Below are 16,755 nucleotides of genomic sequence, written 5' to 3'. Positions count from 1 at the left end.
CGGGCGGGGAACTGGACAACTTGCCGCTGTCAGACGCCCGGCACTCGCGAACATGATCGTCCAGCGGCTGAACCGCGACGGCATCGTGGTAGTGACCGGCGGTCCAGGCGTCGGGAAGTCGCATCTGATCCGATGCGAGGTGCTTCCTCAGTGCTCCGGGCAGTACCTGTCGAGCATCTCTTGGTCCGATGAGCTTCAGGCGCAACTGGAAGAGTTCACCAACGAGTTCATTCCCCGGCTGCGCCCTCCGGTGCTACTGCGCCTGGATGACGTTCCCGGCCCCGAGTCCCTTCCCGACACACTGCTGGACCACGGCTTCCAGCTCATCGTCGTCTCACGCGCGCCGGCCGACAGATGGCGGCACCTGGCCAGGGTCGTGGAGGTCGAACCCTTCAGCCGCGGGGAATCGGTAGAATTCCTGACGTCAAATCTGGAAGGGCTGTCCGAAAGGGACGCCGATCGGCTGGCCGAGCAGCTGGGCGATCTGCCGCTGGCGCTCACCCAGGCCCTCCGCTGGTTCTCACCGGGTGTCACCGTCGATGGCTTCCTCCGTAAGGCGAAGACCCACGCCCATGTGATGTTCGAAGCGGGACGGCCTGACGGCCCCTCTGCCTCACTGACGGGTGAACTCCGCCGCGCCGTGGGCCACGTGCCGCAGGTTGGTGGTCTCGCTCCCTTTGACGTTCTGGGCGCGCTCGCGCTGATGAACGGTGAGCCGTTTCCCGTGTCGCTTCTTGAGGAGCATCCGCTCCCGCACAGGTGGCGTTCGGCCCTCGACGATCTGCCTCCGACCCAGCGGATACCGATGTACAGCCTGGGCACGGTGCTGAACGACCTGGGGCGACGAGGGCTCGTCCGAGTCGTTGACGGTGAAGCCCGTCTCGACTGGTTCACCTGCCAGTTGTGGCGTCTTGACCTGTCACCAGCCGAGCTCGACCGGGCCGCGTGCCTGGCCGAGATGATGATGCTCGGCACGGTGCCCAGCAGCGAAGGCGTCGCTCAGTGGGATTACTGGCCCGCCTGGGAGGCGAGCGCGGCCGCCCTCCAGGCCGTTGACCCGAGGTTTCTGAGGACGTCGCCCGGACGCTACGCCCTGCTTGCCTCCTGCGACTACCTCCTGGAGCAGGGGCGTGCGGCCGCGGCGCGTGATCGTCTGCTGGAGCTCCGATCGGCTTGGAGGCGTACGCGGAGCGTCCCCTTGGATGTCCGGGTGAGGACCTACGACTTGCTGACGCAGGCCGCCTACCGACTGGGCGACGATGCGGCCCGCCGGTACGGTGCCACCGCTTTCCGAGCCCGGCGGGCAGCGGAGTCCGGTCGACCTCTCGACGCCATCGCTATCGCAGGTGCGGCGCACTGGGCCTTGGCCACTTCCCGTGTCGATCGGCTGGCGGAGCTTCAGCGACTCGCCGCAGGACTCCCGGACCAGCGGCTAGCGTTGCGTATTGCGTCCTTCGCCATGCTGCTGCGTGAGCGGTCATGGCACGGACCCTGTCTGGCCGATTCCATCCGCGAGATCGTCCACGCGCAGAGCGACCTCCTCCGCTCCGAGCATCCGCATACCCTCTTCACCATGGATCTTCTGGCCCGTGCCTACCAGAGAGCGGGCCGGGCCGAGGAGGCGCTTGAGTATTTCGCCAGGACGCTGGAGCTGCGGGTCAGGGCGCTCGGCCCCGGACACCCCGATACCCGGGAGACCGCTGACGCTCTGTACCGGCAGCGCCGTGACCTTGAGCGTGAAGCTTGAGATGATCGGCTGTGCGGGACGGCAGACACAGCCCGGACGGGCGAGTCACACCGTAATTCCGGGCTGCATGACGTGGTGCGCGCCGCGCTTACGGCCCTCACGGCTTCGAGAACACCCCGATCCCGTTCGGTACCGGCCGCTCGGCGCCGCCCGCCGGATGGTTGCGGACGGTCACGGCGGTCTCGCCCGGTGCGCGGGCGACCAGGGTGGAGGAGCCGCCGCCGTCGAGGCTGAAGGCGTCGACCGCGCCGAGCCGCCGCATGACCTCGGCCAGCTCGGCGATCGTCAGGCCGGTGCGGTATTCGGGGGAGCCGTCCAGCGAGAGCAGCAGCACCCGCCGTCCGCCGTCCGCGAGGCCCACCGCGGAGCGCACGGCCGCGGTCCGGTTGTCCAGGCCGGGCAGCGGCTGCCCGCCGGACAGCACCGGATACCCGCCGACGGCGAAGTGGTACGGCACGCCGTGGGACCGGGCCGCCACCAACCGGTGCCGTACCCGCACGGCATCGCCCACGGCGAGCTTGCGCAGCCACTGCGCCCCCGCCTCGCGCCCGACGAGCACGGTCGTGCCGCGGGCGATCGGCCCGCCGCCCGGATGCTGGTCGGTCGCCACCACCCGTCCGTCACGGACCGTCACCTCGTGGGTGTCCGTGCTGCACGGCGCGGCCCGCTCGGTGTCGGTGCCGCAGATGGCGCGCACCCGGGAGGCGTTGCCCCAGTCCGCGGTGAACGCGCCGACGGAGCCCACCGGCAGCGCGTACTGGTTGAGGCCGCCGAGCGGCACCCGCTCCTCGGCTGTGGTGATCGATCCGTCCAGGCTCAGGGAGTCCAGCCGGGCCCGCCGGTCGACGCCCACCCCGAACACATCCCGGGTGGAGGTGCCGGGCGGCAGGGCCGGGCCGAACCGCTGCCCGTTCGGCACCGCAGCCTTCAGCGTCCGGCCGCTCGCGATCGCCGGTCCGACGCTCGCGCCGGTCGCCTCGACGCCCGGGTGCTGGACCTCGGTGATGTTGAAGAAGTCGCCGTTGACGCCCGCGACGGCGCCCTGGGCGTCGGCGAGCCGCGACACGGTGGACCGCGTGGCCACCGCTCCCGGGTAGAGCAGATCGAGGCTCACCTTCGGATGCCGCAGGTCGACGTCCAGAACATGCGCGCGGGCCGGGCCCTTGGCCGCCTGGAGGTCGAACTCCTCGTAGACCACGCCCGGTGCGATGTCGACCGCCGCCGGTGCGGCGTCGGCCGGTGCCGCCCCGACCAGGGCCGCACCGGCCGTCGAGCCGAGTGCCATGAGGAGTGCCAGTACCGTTCTGCCTGCGTGGAAGCGCTTTTGACGTCTCGTCACACGTCCCCCCTGAGGTCTCGTCAACTGTCCCAGGAACCAGGGGAAGTGCACCAGACGGCGACGTCCGGCCGGGTGGCCGGACGTCGACGGCGCGGGGGCGGATGGGCGAACGAGACCCCCGAGCGGGTGACCCCAGGAGCCCCGGCGGCCTCATGTGGCACAGCGGCACCGGACGGCGGAGTATGAAAACGGCCCCGCGGGGCACTCGGGCGCCGCTCGCCGTCCATCCCTCCACAACGCGAAGTGGTCCCTCGTCGACGGAAGGGAGGCCGTGTCATGACGCCGATGGCGTTCTCCGCGATACCGCTGCCGATGTCACGGCCCGGCTGGAAACGGGCCCTGGTCACCGGGGGCGCCGGGTTTCTGGGCTCCCATCTGTGCGAACACCTGATCGAGGCCGGTGTCGGGGTCGACTGTGTGGACAACCTGTCGTCGGGGGCCGCCGACAAAGTCCGCCATCTGGCCGGACGACCCGGGTTCCGGTTCCTGGAGCGGGACGTGAGCGCCCCCGGCTGCCCGGATGCCCTTCCCGGGCCCTACGACCTGGTGCTGCACTTCGCGGGACCCGCCTCGCCCGCCGACTGCCTCGGCTGCCGGCTGGCCGCGCTGGACGCCGCCGGCCCCGGCACCCGCAACGCGCTGGCCGTCGCCGAGCGCGACGGGGCGCGGTTCCTGCTGGGCTCCGCCTGTCAGGTCTACGGCGACCCGGCGGCGCATCCGCAGCGCGAGGACTGCTGGGGGCAGGTCGACCCGGTCGGGCCGCGCAGCGCCCACGACGAGGGCAAGCGGTTCGCCGAGGCTCTGACCACCGCCTGTGCGACCGCCCGCGGCATCGACGCCGGGATCGTGCGGGTGTTCGACACCTATGGTCCGCGGATGCGGTCGGACGGCCGCCAGGCGCTGCCCACCTTCGTCCGGCAGGCGCTCGCCGGAGCCCCCGTCACCGTGGACGGCGACGGCAGCCAGACCCGGTCGCTGGCCTATGTGGACGACGTCGTCGAGGGCGTGCTGCGGGTGGCCGCCAGCCGGGCCGTGCGGCCCGTGAACATCGGCGGCGACGACGAGGCGACCGTCGAGGAGATCGCCCGCCGGGTGATCCGCCTGACCGGCTCCCCGTCCCGCCTGGAGTACCGGCCCGGCCGGGCCCACGGCCCCGCCCGGCGCCGGCCGGACACCACCTTCGCCCGGGAGGTCTACGGCTGGGCGCCGAGGGTCCCCTGGGAGGAGGGGTTCAAGCGGACCATCGCCTACTTCGCCGAGCGGGCCATGCCCGGCGGCCAGGGGGTGGCAGGGCCGTGAAGGCGCTGGTCGTACGGCTCGACGGATTCACCGGAGTCCTGCTCGCGGGCCCCGCCGTCCGCGCCGTCGCCACCGGGGCGCACCCGGTGACGGTGCTGTGCGGGCCCGGCGGCGCGCCCGCCGCCCGCCTGCTGCCCCACGTGGACGACGTCGTCGTATGGGAGCCGCCGTGGGAGCCCCCGGAGGACGCGGCGGCGGACGAGGACGCGCTCGTACGGCGGCTGCGGGCCGGGGCCTACGACGTGGCGCTCCTCGTCACCCCGGACGGGCAGAGCCCGCGGCCCGCCGAGCGGCTGCTGCGGATGGCGCACGTGGATCGGGTCGGTGCCTGCGGCGACCCCGGCGCCGGGGCGGCCCTCGACACCGCCGCCGCCCTGGGTTTCCGCCCCCGGGCCGGGGACGACGGCCGGCTGCGCGTCCTGCCCCCGCCCGACACCGCCGTCCTCACCGGCAACGGCCCGTACGTCGTGGTCCACCCCGGCGCCGGGCCGCCCGGCCGCGCCTGGGACCCGGACCGCTGCGCGGCGGCGGTCGCCGCGCTCGCCGACGCCGGGCATCGCGTCGTCGTCACCGGCGGACCGGAGGAGACCGCGCTGACCCGGCACGTCAGCGGGGACACGGCCGTCGACCTCGGCGGCCGTACCGACCCCCGGCGGCTGGCCGGGGTCCTGCGGGCCGCCGACGTGGTCGTGACCGGCGCGCCCGGCCCGGCCCACCTCGCCGCCGCCACCGGCACGCCGGTCGTCTCCCTCGTCCCCCCGGGCGCACCACGCCGCCCGGACGGCGTCCCCAGCGTGCTGCTCCCTCCGGACGACAGCACCGCCCAGGACGTGACGGGCGCCGTGCGCAGGCTTCTGGAGGAGAGGACGTGAGGCGATCTCCGGGTATCAGCAAGGCCCTGACTGTCGGTCCCTGTGGTCGGCGCCGTGTGCAGGCTTCTGGAGGAAAGGACGTGAGGCGATCCCCGTGCACCAGCAGGCCATGACCGATGCCGTCCCGCCGCGCGAGCCCGCGGTCGGGCGGATCACCGTCGCCGTGATCACGCGCAACCGCCGCGCGAGCGTGCTGCGCACGCTGGACCGGCTGGCCGAGCTGCCCGAGAGGCCGCCGGTCATCGTCGTGGACAACGACTCCGCCGACGCCACCGCGGCCGCGGTCCTGGACCATCCGGTGGGCGCGCGCGTCCTGAGCCCCGGCCGCAACACCGGGGCACTCGGGCGCAACCTCGCCGTACGCCACGCCACCACGCCGTATGTCGCGTTCAGCGACGACGACTCGTGGTGGGCGCCGGGCGCGCTGACCGCCGCCGCCGACCTCCTCGACGCGCACCCCCGGCTGGGACTGCTCGCCGCGCGCACCCTCGTCGGCCCGGACGCCGTCGAGGACCCGCTCAACTCCGTCCTCGCCGCCTCCCCGCTGCCCCCCGACCCCGGGCTCCCCGGCACCCCGGTGCTCGGCTTCCTCGCCTGCGCGGCCGTGGTGCGGCGCCGGGCCTTCCTCGACGCCGGCGGCTACCACCCGGTGCTGTTCTTCGGCGGCGAGGAGACCCTGCTCGCCTACGACCTGGCCGCGCGCGGCTGGGGCGTGTCCTACGTGCCCTCGGTGACCGCCCTGCACCACCCGGACCCCGGCGGGCGGCCCGGCCGCTCCGCCGTCCAGTGGCGCAACGAGCTGCTCACCGCCTGGCTCCGCCGCCCCGCCCCGGTCGCCCTGCGCGGCACCGCCCGCCTCGCCGCGGCGGCCGCCCGGGGCGAGCCCGCGGCCGGGGCCGCCCTGCGCGGCGTGCTCGCCCGGCTGCCCGCCGCTCTCCGGCACCGCGCACCGCTGCCCGCCCGGGTCGAACAGGCGGCCCGGCTGCTGGAGGGGAGGAGGCCGTGACCGACCACGCCGCCCGCCCCGACGGCCGTACCACCGTCGTGGTGATCACCCGAGACCGCCGCCCCGAACTGCTGCGCACCCTGCGCACCCTGCGCGACCTGCCGGAACGGCCCCCGGTGATCGTCACCGACAACGGCTCGCACGACGGCACCGCCGAGGCGGTCGCCCGGGACCACCCGGAGGTCCTGCTGCTGCGCCCCGGACGCAACCTCGGAGCCATCGGCCGCAACCTCGCCGTGCGGTACGCGCGGACCCCGTACGTGGCCTTCTGCGACGACGACACCTGGTGGGAGCCGGGCTCGCTGCGCCACGCGGCGGACCTGCTGGACGCCCATCCGCGGCTGGCCGCCGTGACGGCCCGGATCGTCGTCGAGCCCTCGGGCGAGGAGGACCCGGTCGTCGCCGAACTGCGCGACTCGCCCCTCACCGGCCCCGACTGGCTGCCCGGCCCCGCCCTCGGCTCGTTCCTCGCCGCCGCCACCGTGATGCGCACCGACGCCTTCCGCGCCGCCGGCGGCTTCCACCCCGGGCTGTGGCTCGGCGGCGAGGAGGAACTGCTCGCCACCGACCTGCTGCGCCGCGGGCACTGGCTCTGCTACGTCCCCGAGATCACCATCCATCACGCCGCCTCCCCGGTCCGCGACAGCACCCACCGGCGGGTCCTCGGCCTGCGCAACACCCTGTGGTTCACCTGGCTGCGCCGCCCCTGGCCGTCGGCGCTGCGCCGCACCTGGTACCTGCTGCGCACGGTGCCGCACGACCGGGCCTCGGCGCGGGCCTTCGCCCACGCGGCGGCCGGGCTGCCCTGGGTGCTGCGGCAGCGCGACCCCGTACCGCCCGAGCTGGAGGCCCGGATCGCCGCCCTGGAGGAGGCGCGGCGGTCGTCGCCCGCACGCCGGTACGTCGGCTGAACCGGTCGGCTACGTCGGCTGAACCGGTCGGCCGCTCCCGGCACACGACGCACACGACGGCGGCCGTGGCAGAGCGCCACGGCCGCCGTACGCGTGCGGGAGTCACTCGTTGCGGAACACCGCCTTGCTCACCTCGGCCGGGTTCTGGAACTCCTGCTTGCCCAGGTGCTTGATCCGGTCGGTGATCTCCTTGGGCGCGTGATTGTCCCGGGCGACCTTCGCCAGCTTCTTGGCGTCCGTCGGGTACTCCGCGCCGGACAGGGCCTTCTGCAGGTCGGGGGGTGTGATGCCGGCCATGACACCTCCATGGCGGTCGAGTGCGGGTGGGGGGTTCACCGAAGGACGTACGGCCCCGGTCGGGGCTCAGTCCTTCTTGCCGCGGCCCGTCAGCATGTCGCGCATCCGGTCGACGAATCCCATGCCGGGCGCGAGCAGCTTGTTGGCCGGGGGCTTGTCCGGGGCGGACGGGTGCGGACGGGTCGGCGCCATCTTCTTCGCCTGGCGCACCTTGTCGCCCAGCTCGTCGAGAGTCTCCGCGGGGCAGGACTGGCGCAGCATCGGGAAGAGGTTGCCCTCCTCGTCCGCCACATGCGAGCGGATCTCGTTCATGAGCATGCCGATCAACCGGTCGAACTCGGGATCGTCCGCGTCGCAGCCCTCCAGATCCTTCATGATCTGCTCGGCCTTGGCGTGATCCTCGAGCTCCTTGTCGGCCATGGCGTCCCCGTTCGCCACGTGCTCACGCACGGCCGGGTAGAGATGGGCCTCCTCGGCGACCGAGTGGCGCACCAGCTCCATGGTGACCTGGTCCGCGTAGACCTTGCGGTCCGTGTGGCCCGGCGGGAGCGCCTCGATCTTGCCGAAGAGCGTCTCGACCTCCCGGTGGTCCGTCACCAGCTCGTCGATGACGTTTCCTCCGTGTCCCATGTCCACTCCCTCCATCGTGGCTACGGCGGCTCCCGGGCGGGGGCCCGCCCAGAGACCCGGGTGCCCGTGCCGGGGCGGGCGTAACGCGGGCCCGGGGGTGTGAATGGGAGGGGGTGACAGGGGGAATTCCCCGGGATTCCCAGGGTGCTTGTGCACTCGCTCACAGGTCCCGGGAAGGCCCCCGCAGCCTTGTGAGGAAGTGCACAAGTTGCGCCAAATCCCCTGGCCAGCCCCGGATTTGCCGCCTCGGGGCCGCATCGGCACCGCTCCGGCGAGGGCGGCCGGTCAGGACCGCGGGGTCCCTTCTGCCACGATGGGCGACGCTCGTTCGAAAGATCCCGTGGAGTGACCGCGCAGCGCAGCCGGTGTTCCCGACTCCCACGGATGTCCCGATCCTCCCGAGTCCCCGGAACACCCTGCCGAGTACCGCCGTGTCTGATTCCTCCGCCGTGCCTGATACCAACGCTGCCCCCGTGCCCCCGACCGACCCCGCCCCGGCGTCCGACGACGCCGTGCCCCCGCCCAGCGCGTCCCGCTCGCCGTGGCGGTCCCTGCGCTACCGGAGCATGCGCTGGTGGTCGCTGGCGAACTTCGTCTCCAACGCCGGCACGTGGATGCAGCTCACCGTCCAGAACCTGCTGGTCCTGCAGATCACCGGGTCCGCCGCCGCGACCGGCCTGTCCATCTCCGTGCAGGCCGCGCCCGCGCTGCTGATCAGTCTGCTCGGCGGCGCCGCCGTCGACCGCTGGCCCCGGAAGCTGACCGCCCTGGTCAGCCAGGCGCTGCTCGGCCTCGTCGCCCTGACGACGGCCCTGCTCGTGGCGACGGACCGGCTCGACCTGACCGTGCTGCTGGTGCTGGCGGCCGTCACCGGCACCATCGCCACCGTCGACGGCCCCGCCTGTGCCCTGCTGGGCAACGACCTGGTCCGGCCGGAGGACGTCCCGTCCGCCATCGGCGTCGGCTCCCTGGTGCACAGCGCCGGGCGGCTCGCCGGCACCGCGTTCGCCGGTGTCACGGTCGGCTTCCTCGGCACGGCCGCCGCCTACGCCGCGAACGGTCTGTCGTTCTTCTTCGTCGCCTCCGTGATCCCGTTCCTGCGGCCGATCGCCGGGGCGGGCACCCGCGCGGTGATCCCCGCCCAGCGGGGCTCCCGGGCGAAGGGCAAGGGCCGCGAGAGCGGCGACATGACCGTCCGGGAGGGGCTGGCGTTCTTCGCGCGGCGCCCCCGGCTGGTCGCGCTCGCCGGGATCACCGGCATCAGCGCCGTCTTCGGCCGCAACTACGGCCTCACCCTCGCCGTCCTCGTCACCGGCCCGCTCGCGGGTGACGCCGGATCCTTCGGCACCGTCTCCACCGTGCTCGCCGTCGGCGGCATCCTCGGCGCGGTGCTCGGCGCCCGGCTGCGCAAGCCGTCCGTGCGGCTCGTCGGCACGCTGGCCGCGGCGGGCGCGCTGCTCCAGGTGGTGGCGGGACTGTCGCCGTCGCTCGCCGTCCTGCTGGTCCTGGTCCTGCCCATGGCCATCGTGGAATCCGTCTCCGACACCGCCGGCACGACCGTGCTGCAGACCGACCCGCCCGCCCACATGCGCGGCCGCGTCCTCGGCGTGTGGGGCAGCATCAGCACCGGCTGGGGCCTGGCCGGCCCGCCCGCCCTCGGCCTCCTGATGGAACTCGCCGGCGCCCGCGGCGCCCTCGTCGCGGGCGGCCTGATCATCGCCGGCGCGATCGGCACGGGCTTCCTGCTGCGGCAGCGCCGCACTCCGACGCCGGTCAGGCCGCTGCGGACCGGGGAGCGCCGGGCGGAGCTTCAGACGGCGGCCTGAGCCGGGCGGCGTCGGATTCGTCGCCGGGTGCGTCCCGGTGGGGCCCGTTCGCGCAGGTCCCCGCGCCCCTTCCAGGTAGAACCAGTGGACCCACCTCAAGGGACGCGGGGAACTGCGCGACCAGCCACCCACGCTCCGCACCCGGCAGCCCACGGGAGGTCCCGCACCGCCGCCAGCACTTCCCCCACGGTGATCCTCAGCAGCCGCTCGTCCGGCACCCGCCCGTGGGCGTCGCCCGGCCGGGCGGAGGTGTCGTCGCCGGGGTGCCAGAGCACGCGGTGCCGGGCATCGGGCGGCGGCCCCCACAGGCGGGGGGCGACCGGGCCGAACAGGACGACCGAGGGCGTGCCCAGGGCGGTGGCCAGATGGGCGAGGCCCGTGTCGCCGACCACGACACAGCGGGCGCCCGCGACCAGCGCGGCCAGCCGGTCGAACGGCACGTCGGCGCTGCCGCCCAGGACGGCGGAGGCGGGGAGCCCGGCCGCCGACGCGACCTGTGCGGCCAGGGCGGCCTCGCCCGCGCCCGCCGTCACCACCACCCGATGGCCCGCCGCGTGCAGCTCCCGTGCCACGGCCGCGAAGCGCTCCTTCGGCCAGCAGCGGGCGGGGGCGTCCGCGCCGGGGTGGATGACGATGGCCTCGGGGGCGGGCGACGGTGTCGCGGGCGGCGGGATGGACAGGTCGGCCGGGTCGGCCGGGATGCCGTACCAGGTGAGCAGGCGGCACCAGCGGTCCCGCTCGTGTTCGTCGTCGCGCCACACCGGGCCGGGGATTTCGGGCGTGCCGGGGTGCGCGTAGGCGAGTAGTCGGCGTGGGCGGAGCCGCTGGAGCAGCAGGTGGCTGGGCGGGCCGTTGCCGTGCAGGTCCACGGCGACGTCCGGGGCCGGTCCCGGCCATGCCAGCTCGGTGGGCACGGCCCGGCCCGGGGCCTCGGCGGGCAGCAGCCGGTCCACCAGGCCCGTCGCCGTGGCGGCCGCCGAGAGCCGGCCGGGGGCGGCCAGCACCAGTTCGTGGCCCCGCAGCCTGCGCCGCAGCGCCTTCAGGGCGGGGACGGCGGTGAGCAGGTCGCCCAGGCCCAGCGCGCGCAGCACCAGCACGCTCACGCCGCCGGCCCACCGGGTTTCAGCGACACGGCGGCCCGCGCGGCCCGGCGGGCCAGCAGGGTGGTCGACCGGCCGTCGAGGTACGGCAGTACGACCGCCTGCCCGCCCCACGCGCGCAGCGTCTCCGCCTCGGGCAGCTCCTGCACGGAGTAGTCGCCGCCCTTCACCCAGACGTCCGGCCGCAGCCGGCTGAGCAGCGCCTGCGGGGTGGCCTCGTCGAACACCGCGACGGCGTCGACGCTGCCGAGCGCCTGGAGCACCCGGGCCCGGTCCGCCACCGGGTTGATCGGCCGGCCCGGGCCCTTGAGGCGGGCCACGGAGGAGTCCGAGTTGAGGCACACGATCAGGCAGTCGCCGATCCGCCGGGCGCTCTCCAGCAGCCCGACGTGCCCGGCATGCAGCAGATCGAAGCAGCCGCCGGTGGCCACCACCGTGCCGCCGCGCGCCCGCACCTGCTCGGCGAGCGCGAACGCGTCGGTGCCCGGCACCGGACCGGCGGGGGCGTCGGGCTCCGTCCGCCACAGCGCCGGGTTCCCGGCACCGCCCGCCGCCACGAACGCGGCGGCCTCGGCGACCGCCCGCTGCAGCGCCTCCTCGGGCAGCGCGCCGTCGGCGAGCGCGGCGGCGGTGGTCGCGGCGAAGCAGTCGCCCGCGCCGCACGGATCACCGGTCGCCCGGTACGGCGGCGGGACCAGCATCGGCGTACCGGCGGCGGGCCGGGTCAGCAGTACCCCGCGCTCCCCGAGCGTCACGGCCACGCCCGCCGCCTGCCAGCGGTCCGCGAGCCGGGAGCCGCGCTCGGCGTACGCGCGCAGCGACTCGCCGTCGCCCGGGCACAGACTGCGCGCCTCGGCCGCGTTCGGCGTGACGAGCCGGGCGCCGGGCACCGGCGGGTCGCCCTTCGGGTGCGGGTCCCACACCAGCGGGGTGCGCGGGACGACGGCCTCCAGGTGCCGGCGTACGGCGCTCGCCGTGTGCCGCCCGTAGTCCGCGACGAGCACCGCGTGGGCCTGGGTCAGCGCCTCCCGCACCGCCTCGTCGGGCTCCCCGGGCTCACCGCCGCCCCGGTCGATGCGGACCAGCGGACGCCCGCCGGCCAGCACCCGCGTCTTCACCGGCAGACTGCCCCGCAGCGGGATCTCCACCAGCCGGACCCGGCCGCGCAACTGCCGCCGTACGGCCTCGCTGGCGGCGTCGTCGCCGAGCGCGGTCACCAGGGTCACCTCGCGGCCGCCGCGGGCCGCCAGCGCGGCGGCGAGGCCCGCCCCGCCGGGGTGGCGCCGGTCGTCGGTGACGTCCACGACGGGCGCGGGCGCGTCCGGGGCCAGCCGGGTGGCGACGCCCTCGACGTCCTCGTCGAGCAGCACGTCCCCGACGACCACCAGCGGCCGGGGCCCCGTCATGACACCCTCCCGGCGACGGTGGCCCGGTCCCGGACGGTGGCCGGGGTGCCGAGGGCCGCGTCGAAGCCCTCGCAGAGCAGGTGCACGGCGACCAGGTGGGCCTCCTGCACGGTGGCCGTGGTGTCCGCCTCCACGCACAGCGCCTCGTGGGCGGCCTCGGCCAGCGGGTTCGGCGCGGGACCGGTCAGCGCCCACACCCGCAGCCCCGCCCGGCGGCCCGCGACGGCCGCGCTGATCAGGTTGGCGCTGCGGCCCGAGGTGGACAGCAGCATCAGCACGTCCCCGGGCCGGCCGTGCGCGGCGACCTGCCGGGCGTACACCTGGTCGAAGCCGTAGTCGTTGCCGATGGCGGTCAGGCTGGAGGTCTCCGCGTGCAGGGAGATCGCCGAGAACGCGGGCCGCTCCTGCCGGTAGCGGCCGACCAGCTCGGCGGTCAGATGCTGGGCCTGGGCGGCGCTGCCGCCGTTGCCCGCGGCGAGCAGCCGGCCGCCGGCCGGGAGGACGGCGGCCAGCCGGCCGCCCCAGTCCGCGATCCGGCCGAGGCCGTCCGTGCGCAGCCGGACGAGGGCCTGCTCCAGGGACCGGCAGTGCGACCGGGCGGCGGCGAGTGCAGGGGATTCGCTCATGCTGGTCGGGCGTACCGCGTCGCGGCGACGGCGGCGGGACCCGCACCTCCTTCGAACGTCGGTGCTCGCAGCGGTGACGGCGTGGACGGACGGTGCTCGCTAGGAGCCCCTCGGACGCTCCTCAGACCACCTCCGTCACGGCCGTGGCGGCCTCCAGGACGGCGCAGTACGCCGCCTCGGTCTCGGCGGCGACCCGGCCCCAGGTGTAGCGGCGCAGCACCCGGCGGCGGCCGGCCGCCCCGCACGCCCGGCGGGCCTCCGGCCGGGCGAGGAGATCGGCGACCGCCCGGGCCAGGGCCCGCGGGTCGCGCGGCGGCACCAGGCGCCCGGTGCCGGGGTCCGCGACGGTGTCCAGCTGGCCGCCGACCGCGCTGGCCACGACCGGGACACCGCAGGCCATGGCCTCCAGCGGGACGATGCCGAAGGGCTCGTAGTCCGCCGGGCACAGCACCACGTCGGAGCCGCGCAGCAGCGGCGGTACCTGCCGGCTGGGCACCCCGCCGGTGAACCGGACCCGGTCGGCGACCCCGGCGCGGCGGGCGATCTCGCGCAGCCGGCGCACCTCGGGGTCCTCGTCGAGCCGGTGCGCGGGCGGGCCGCCGACCACCACCAGCTCGGTGTCGGGCAGCAGGGTCAGCGCGGCGACGGACACCGCGGCTCCCTTGCGCGGGACCAGGCGCCCCAGCTGGAGCAGCCGGTAGGGATGCGGGCCGCGCGGGACGGCCGGGCCCTGCGGGGTGAACAGGTCGGTGTCGACGCCGCACGGCACCACGCTGACCTTGTCGGCGCGCACGCCCATCCGGGCCAGTTCGACGACCTCGTCCCGGCAGGTGGCGATCACCCGGTCGCAGCCCAGGCCCACCTCGGTCTCCAGCGCGACGCGCTGCGGCGGGCTGGTGTCCGCGAGCTGCTGGTGGCGGCGCTTGACCGTGCCGAGCGCGTGATACGTGTGCAGCAGCGGCAGGTCCAGCGCGCGCACCGCGTGCAGGGCGGCGAGGCCCGACATCCAGAAGTGCGAGTGCACCAGATCGGGCGGCCGGGACCGCCACACCCGGGTGAGATACCGCCCGAACTCGTCCATGTGCGGCAGCAGTTCGTCCTTGGGCAGCGGCTCGGGCGGTCCGGCGGGCACATGGTGCACCTCGACCCCGTCGCGCAGCGGCACCCGGTCGGGCAGCTCCCGGCTGTCCCGGCGGGTGAAGACGGTCACCCGGTGCCCGCGGTCGGCGAGGGCGCCCGCGAGAGCGGCGACGTGCACGTTCTGTCCGCCCGCGTCCACCCCGCCGAGCGCGGCGAGCGGACTGGCGTGCTCGGAGACCAGCGTGATGTCGAGGGAGCCGGGGCCACCGGCGTCCGGTGCGGCGGTCAGGGAACCGACCGATGCGGTCATGAGCGCACCTCCGTGATCAGGCGCTCCCAGTCGTTCAGGAAGCGCTTGAGCCCGTACCGCGCGAGGGCCGCCTGGCGGGCCCGCGCCCCGTCCTCGGCCGCCGCCTCGGGCTCCGCGAGATAGCGGCGGGCGGCCTCGGCCAGCACCTCGGGACGGGTGGACAGCACGCCCGCGCCGGGGGGTACGGCCTCCACCGCCTCCGTGGTGGCCAGCGCCACCACCGGCATGCCGAGCTGCATGGCCTCCAGCAGCGACAGGCCGAGCGAGGTCCAGCGCACCGGGTGCAGATACAGCCGCCGCTCGGCCATTGCCGCGTGCAGCTCGCTCTGCGGCAGGTCGGCGGACCGGCACCGGTCCTCGGCCAGCCCGAGGTGGGCGGCGAGCCCGTCGGTGCGCATGCCGAAGACGTCGAGCGGCGCCGCCTCGGCCAGGGCGGGCAGCAGGTCCGTACCGGTGTACCGGCCGCGCCGTACAGGCTCGTTGACGACGACGGCCGCCCGGGAGAGCCGGCCCGTGTACCGGTGGCCCGGGTCGACCACGCCGTGCTCGATCACCTCGGCGCGGGTGCCGCCGTTGTCCCAGAACAGGCGGTTGAAGTGGGTGACGTGCACGAGCGTCAGGTCGTCGCGGTCGGCGAACGGGTGCCGGGTGTTCGGTACGCCGCCGTCCGGGGCGTTGTGCTCCAGGTAGACGGCGGGCACGTCGCGGCCGGGGCGCCGGCCGCCCAGCCAGCGCTCGGCCAGCGCCGGCTCGTGCGGGCGCTGGAGGACGGCCAGGTCGACCTCCGCCTCGCGCAGCTCCTCCGGGGTCGCCTCGCGCACGGAGGCCGGCCAGGAGAAGGTGCGGGCGCGGCCGCGGCCGTCCGGGCCGCGGTCGGGGAGCACGGGGACGAGGTAGGTGTGCGGGCCCTGGACGAACGCCGTCGTCCAGGAGCCGTGCACATGCCACAGAAGAATGTTCACAAGGCCACTCCTCGCTCATCTGCCCCTTTTGTTTCTGATGTCTGGTTGGCCGTCTTCCTTGTCTCCGTCAAGTCATTCATCCCGACTGGTCGGTCCGGGCGGTCCGCCGCCCCGTCGCCGCTCAGCGCGGCCACCGCGGCGAGCACCTCCGCGTCGCCGATCCCGTCCAGGCACGGATGGCCCGGCGTGGGACAGCGGCGCGCCCGGGTGCCCGCGCAGGCCGCCCGCTGGTCGCCGAGCAGCACGGACGGCACGCCGTACGGCCGCCACCGCTCGGCCGGTACCACCGGGGCGAACAGCGACACCACCGGAGTGCCGACCGCGGCGGCGAGATGCGCCGGACCGGTGTTCCCGGTCACCGTCACCCGCGCCCGGGCCAGCACCCCCGCCAGCTGCCGCAGATCGGTGGCCCCGCCGAGATCCAGGGCGTGCCGCCCGGCGACCCGCGCGGTCAGTTCACGCTCCCCGCGCCCCCCGGTGACCACCACCCGGTAGCCCTCCGCGGCCAGCGCCGCCGCGGCCCGCGCCGCCCGGGCGGGGCTCCACGCGCGGGCCGGGACGGCGGCGCCCGGATGCAGCACGACGTACGGCTCGGGGCCGGTGAGATGCGTGGTGTCCGGCGGCTTCCTCACCCGCAGCGCCCCGTCGTCACCCGGCGGCAGCGCGAACCCGGCGTCCTCCGCCAGATCCAGCGCGGCCAGCGCCTCGTGCCGGTGCGGCCGCCGGTGGTGGCGCAGATCGAGCAGCGCGCCCGGATAGTCCTCGCTGTCGGCCGCCGTCCAGCCGACCCCCGCCAGCTTCAGCAGCAGCGCCGCCGGCAGCGGGCTCTGGTGGTACGACACCAGGATCAGCGCCCGGTCGAAGCGCCGCTCCGTCAGGGCCTGGAGCAGCCGCCGCGTCCCCTCCCGCGACACCGCCGCCGGCTCAAGACCCACCCACGGCGCGTCGTGCACCAACACCTCGTCCACTCCCGGCAGCATCCGCCCCGCCTGCTCCCCCTGCGGCCCGCACAACAACGCCGTGTACGCCGACCCGGCGGCCACCGCCCGCACGGCCGGCCCCGCGAGCAGCACGTCACCGGCGCTGTCGAGACGGACGACGAGGGTCCGGGGGGCGGGGGTCATGAGGGGGCCGCCGTTCGGACGGGGGCGGGGGTGGGGACGGGTGTGGAGTCCCGCGTGGCAGCGGCCTTCGGGGCGCCGCCAGGGGACGCGGCGCCGCGGGCGCCGTTCGGTGTGCCGCTCGGGCCGGTTGTGTGCGGCGGCGTGGCGGCAGACGGCCTGGCGGCGGTCGGAGGCGCCGTGCTGCGGTCGTCGCCTTGTGCGCTGCCTCGGCCGGTTGTGT

Annotated in this window: 15 protein-coding genes; 6 read left to right on the top strand and 9 right to left on the bottom strand. The window is 75.4% G+C overall.

Features of this window, described 5'->3' with window-relative positions:
* Positions 1-52: 52 nt before the first annotated feature.
* On the top strand, positions 53-1,747 hold the full coding sequence (locus ACZ42A_RS35130) for a tetratricopeptide repeat protein (RefSeq protein WP_468531385.1): 1,695 nt from the start codon (positions 53-55) through the stop codon (positions 1,745-1,747).
* Positions 1,748-1,844: 97 nt separating this feature from the next.
* Here the strand turns inward: ACZ42A_RS35130 and ACZ42A_RS35125 are convergent, their stop codons facing one another.
* Positions 1,845-3,032, bottom strand: a complete 1,188-nt coding sequence (locus ACZ42A_RS35125) for a phosphodiester glycosidase family protein (RefSeq protein ID WP_468531384.1) — start codon at positions 3,030-3,032, stop codon at positions 1,845-1,847.
* A 330-nt stretch (positions 3,033-3,362) separates the two neighbouring features.
* Here ACZ42A_RS35125 and ACZ42A_RS35120 point away from each other — a divergent pair, with 330 nt between their 5' ends.
* The 4 genes from ACZ42A_RS35120 (at position 3,363) to ACZ42A_RS35105 (ending at position 7,174) form a co-directional block, all read left to right on the top strand.
* On the top strand, positions 3,363-4,385 hold the full coding sequence (locus tag ACZ42A_RS35120; RefSeq protein ID WP_468531383.1) for an NAD-dependent epimerase/dehydratase family protein: 1,023 nt from the start codon (positions 3,363-3,365) through the stop codon (positions 4,383-4,385).
* Positions 4,382-5,257, top strand: coding sequence for a glycosyltransferase family 9 protein (locus tag ACZ42A_RS35115; RefSeq protein ID WP_468531382.1), 876 nt, complete (start codon positions 4,382-4,384; stop codon positions 5,255-5,257). Before ACZ42A_RS35120 ends, ACZ42A_RS35115 begins: the two co-directional genes overlap by 4 nt.
* Before the next feature lie 109 nt (positions 5,258-5,366).
* Positions 5,367-6,263 (top strand): glycosyltransferase family 2 protein, encoded by an 897-nt coding sequence (locus ACZ42A_RS35110; RefSeq protein ID WP_468531381.1) that lies wholly within the window; start codon positions 5,367-5,369, stop codon positions 6,261-6,263.
* Positions 6,260-7,174: a glycosyltransferase family 2 protein gene (locus ACZ42A_RS35105; protein WP_468531380.1), complete on the top strand. Its 915-nt coding sequence runs from the start codon at positions 6,260-6,262 to the stop codon at positions 7,172-7,174. The genes ACZ42A_RS35110 and ACZ42A_RS35105 overlap by 4 nt, the downstream gene beginning before the upstream one ends.
* Before the next feature lie 102 nt (positions 7,175-7,276).
* Here the strand turns inward: ACZ42A_RS35105 and ACZ42A_RS35100 are convergent, their stop codons facing one another.
* Positions 7,277-7,471 carry a DUF2795 domain-containing protein gene (locus ACZ42A_RS35100; protein ID WP_468531379.1) on the bottom strand — a complete coding sequence of 65 codons (195 nt, stop codon included), beginning with the start codon at positions 7,469-7,471 and terminating at the stop codon, positions 7,277-7,279.
* Positions 7,472-7,537: 66 nt separating this feature from the next.
* Positions 7,538-8,101, bottom strand: coding sequence for a hemerythrin domain-containing protein (locus tag ACZ42A_RS35095; protein WP_468531378.1), 564 nt, complete (start codon positions 8,099-8,101; stop codon positions 7,538-7,540).
* 566 nt (positions 8,102-8,667) lie between these two features.
* On the opposite strand from ACZ42A_RS35095, the gene ACZ42A_RS35090 reads away from it, so the two are divergent.
* Positions 8,668-9,927 (top strand): MFS transporter, encoded by a 1,260-nt coding sequence (locus ACZ42A_RS35090; protein WP_468531439.1) that lies wholly within the window; start codon positions 8,668-8,670, stop codon positions 9,925-9,927.
* A 95-nt stretch (positions 9,928-10,022) separates the two neighbouring features.
* Here ACZ42A_RS35090 and ACZ42A_RS35085 read toward each other — a convergent pair whose 3' ends face one another.
* The 6 genes from ACZ42A_RS35085 to ACZ42A_RS35060 all read right to left on the bottom strand — a co-directional run bounded on the left by ACZ42A_RS35085 (position 10,023) and on the right by ACZ42A_RS35060 (position 16,535).
* Positions 10,023-11,030 carry a glycosyltransferase family 9 protein gene (locus ACZ42A_RS35085; RefSeq protein WP_468531377.1) on the bottom strand — a complete coding sequence of 336 codons (1,008 nt, stop codon included), beginning with the start codon at positions 11,028-11,030 and terminating at the stop codon, positions 10,023-10,025.
* Positions 11,027-12,433: a D-glycero-beta-D-manno-heptose 1-phosphate adenylyltransferase gene (gene rfaE2 / locus ACZ42A_RS35080; RefSeq protein WP_468531376.1), complete on the bottom strand. Its 1,407-nt coding sequence runs from the start codon at positions 12,431-12,433 to the stop codon at positions 11,027-11,029. The genes ACZ42A_RS35085 and rfaE2 overlap by 4 nt, the downstream gene beginning before the upstream one ends.
* The gene (locus tag ACZ42A_RS35075) at positions 12,430-13,059 is read right to left on the bottom strand and encodes a D-sedoheptulose-7-phosphate isomerase (RefSeq protein WP_468531375.1); all 630 of its coding nucleotides are present in this window, start codon (positions 13,057-13,059) and stop codon (positions 12,430-12,432) included. Before ACZ42A_RS35075 ends, rfaE2 begins: the two co-directional genes overlap by 4 nt.
* A gap of 121 nt (positions 13,060-13,180) precedes the next feature.
* The gene (locus ACZ42A_RS35070; RefSeq protein ID WP_468531374.1) at positions 13,181-14,449 is read right to left on the bottom strand and encodes a glycosyltransferase; all 1,269 of its coding nucleotides are present in this window, start codon (positions 14,447-14,449) and stop codon (positions 13,181-13,183) included.
* Positions 14,446-15,411 (bottom strand): glycosyltransferase, encoded by a 966-nt coding sequence (locus ACZ42A_RS35065; RefSeq protein WP_468531373.1) that lies wholly within the window; start codon positions 15,409-15,411, stop codon positions 14,446-14,448. Before ACZ42A_RS35065 ends, ACZ42A_RS35070 begins: the two co-directional genes overlap by 4 nt.
* On the bottom strand, positions 15,408-16,535 hold the full coding sequence (locus ACZ42A_RS35060) for a glycosyltransferase family 9 protein (RefSeq protein WP_468531372.1): 1,128 nt from the start codon (positions 16,533-16,535) through the stop codon (positions 15,408-15,410). The genes ACZ42A_RS35065 and ACZ42A_RS35060 overlap by 4 nt, the downstream gene beginning before the upstream one ends.
* Between the last annotated feature and the right edge of the window lie 220 nt (positions 16,536-16,755).

It is taken from the genome of Streptomyces sp. NPDC030838, from assembly GCF_055572035.1.
The sequence above is the reverse complement of the archived record's forward strand: the minus strand, read 5'-3'. Positions and strand labels throughout refer to the sequence as shown.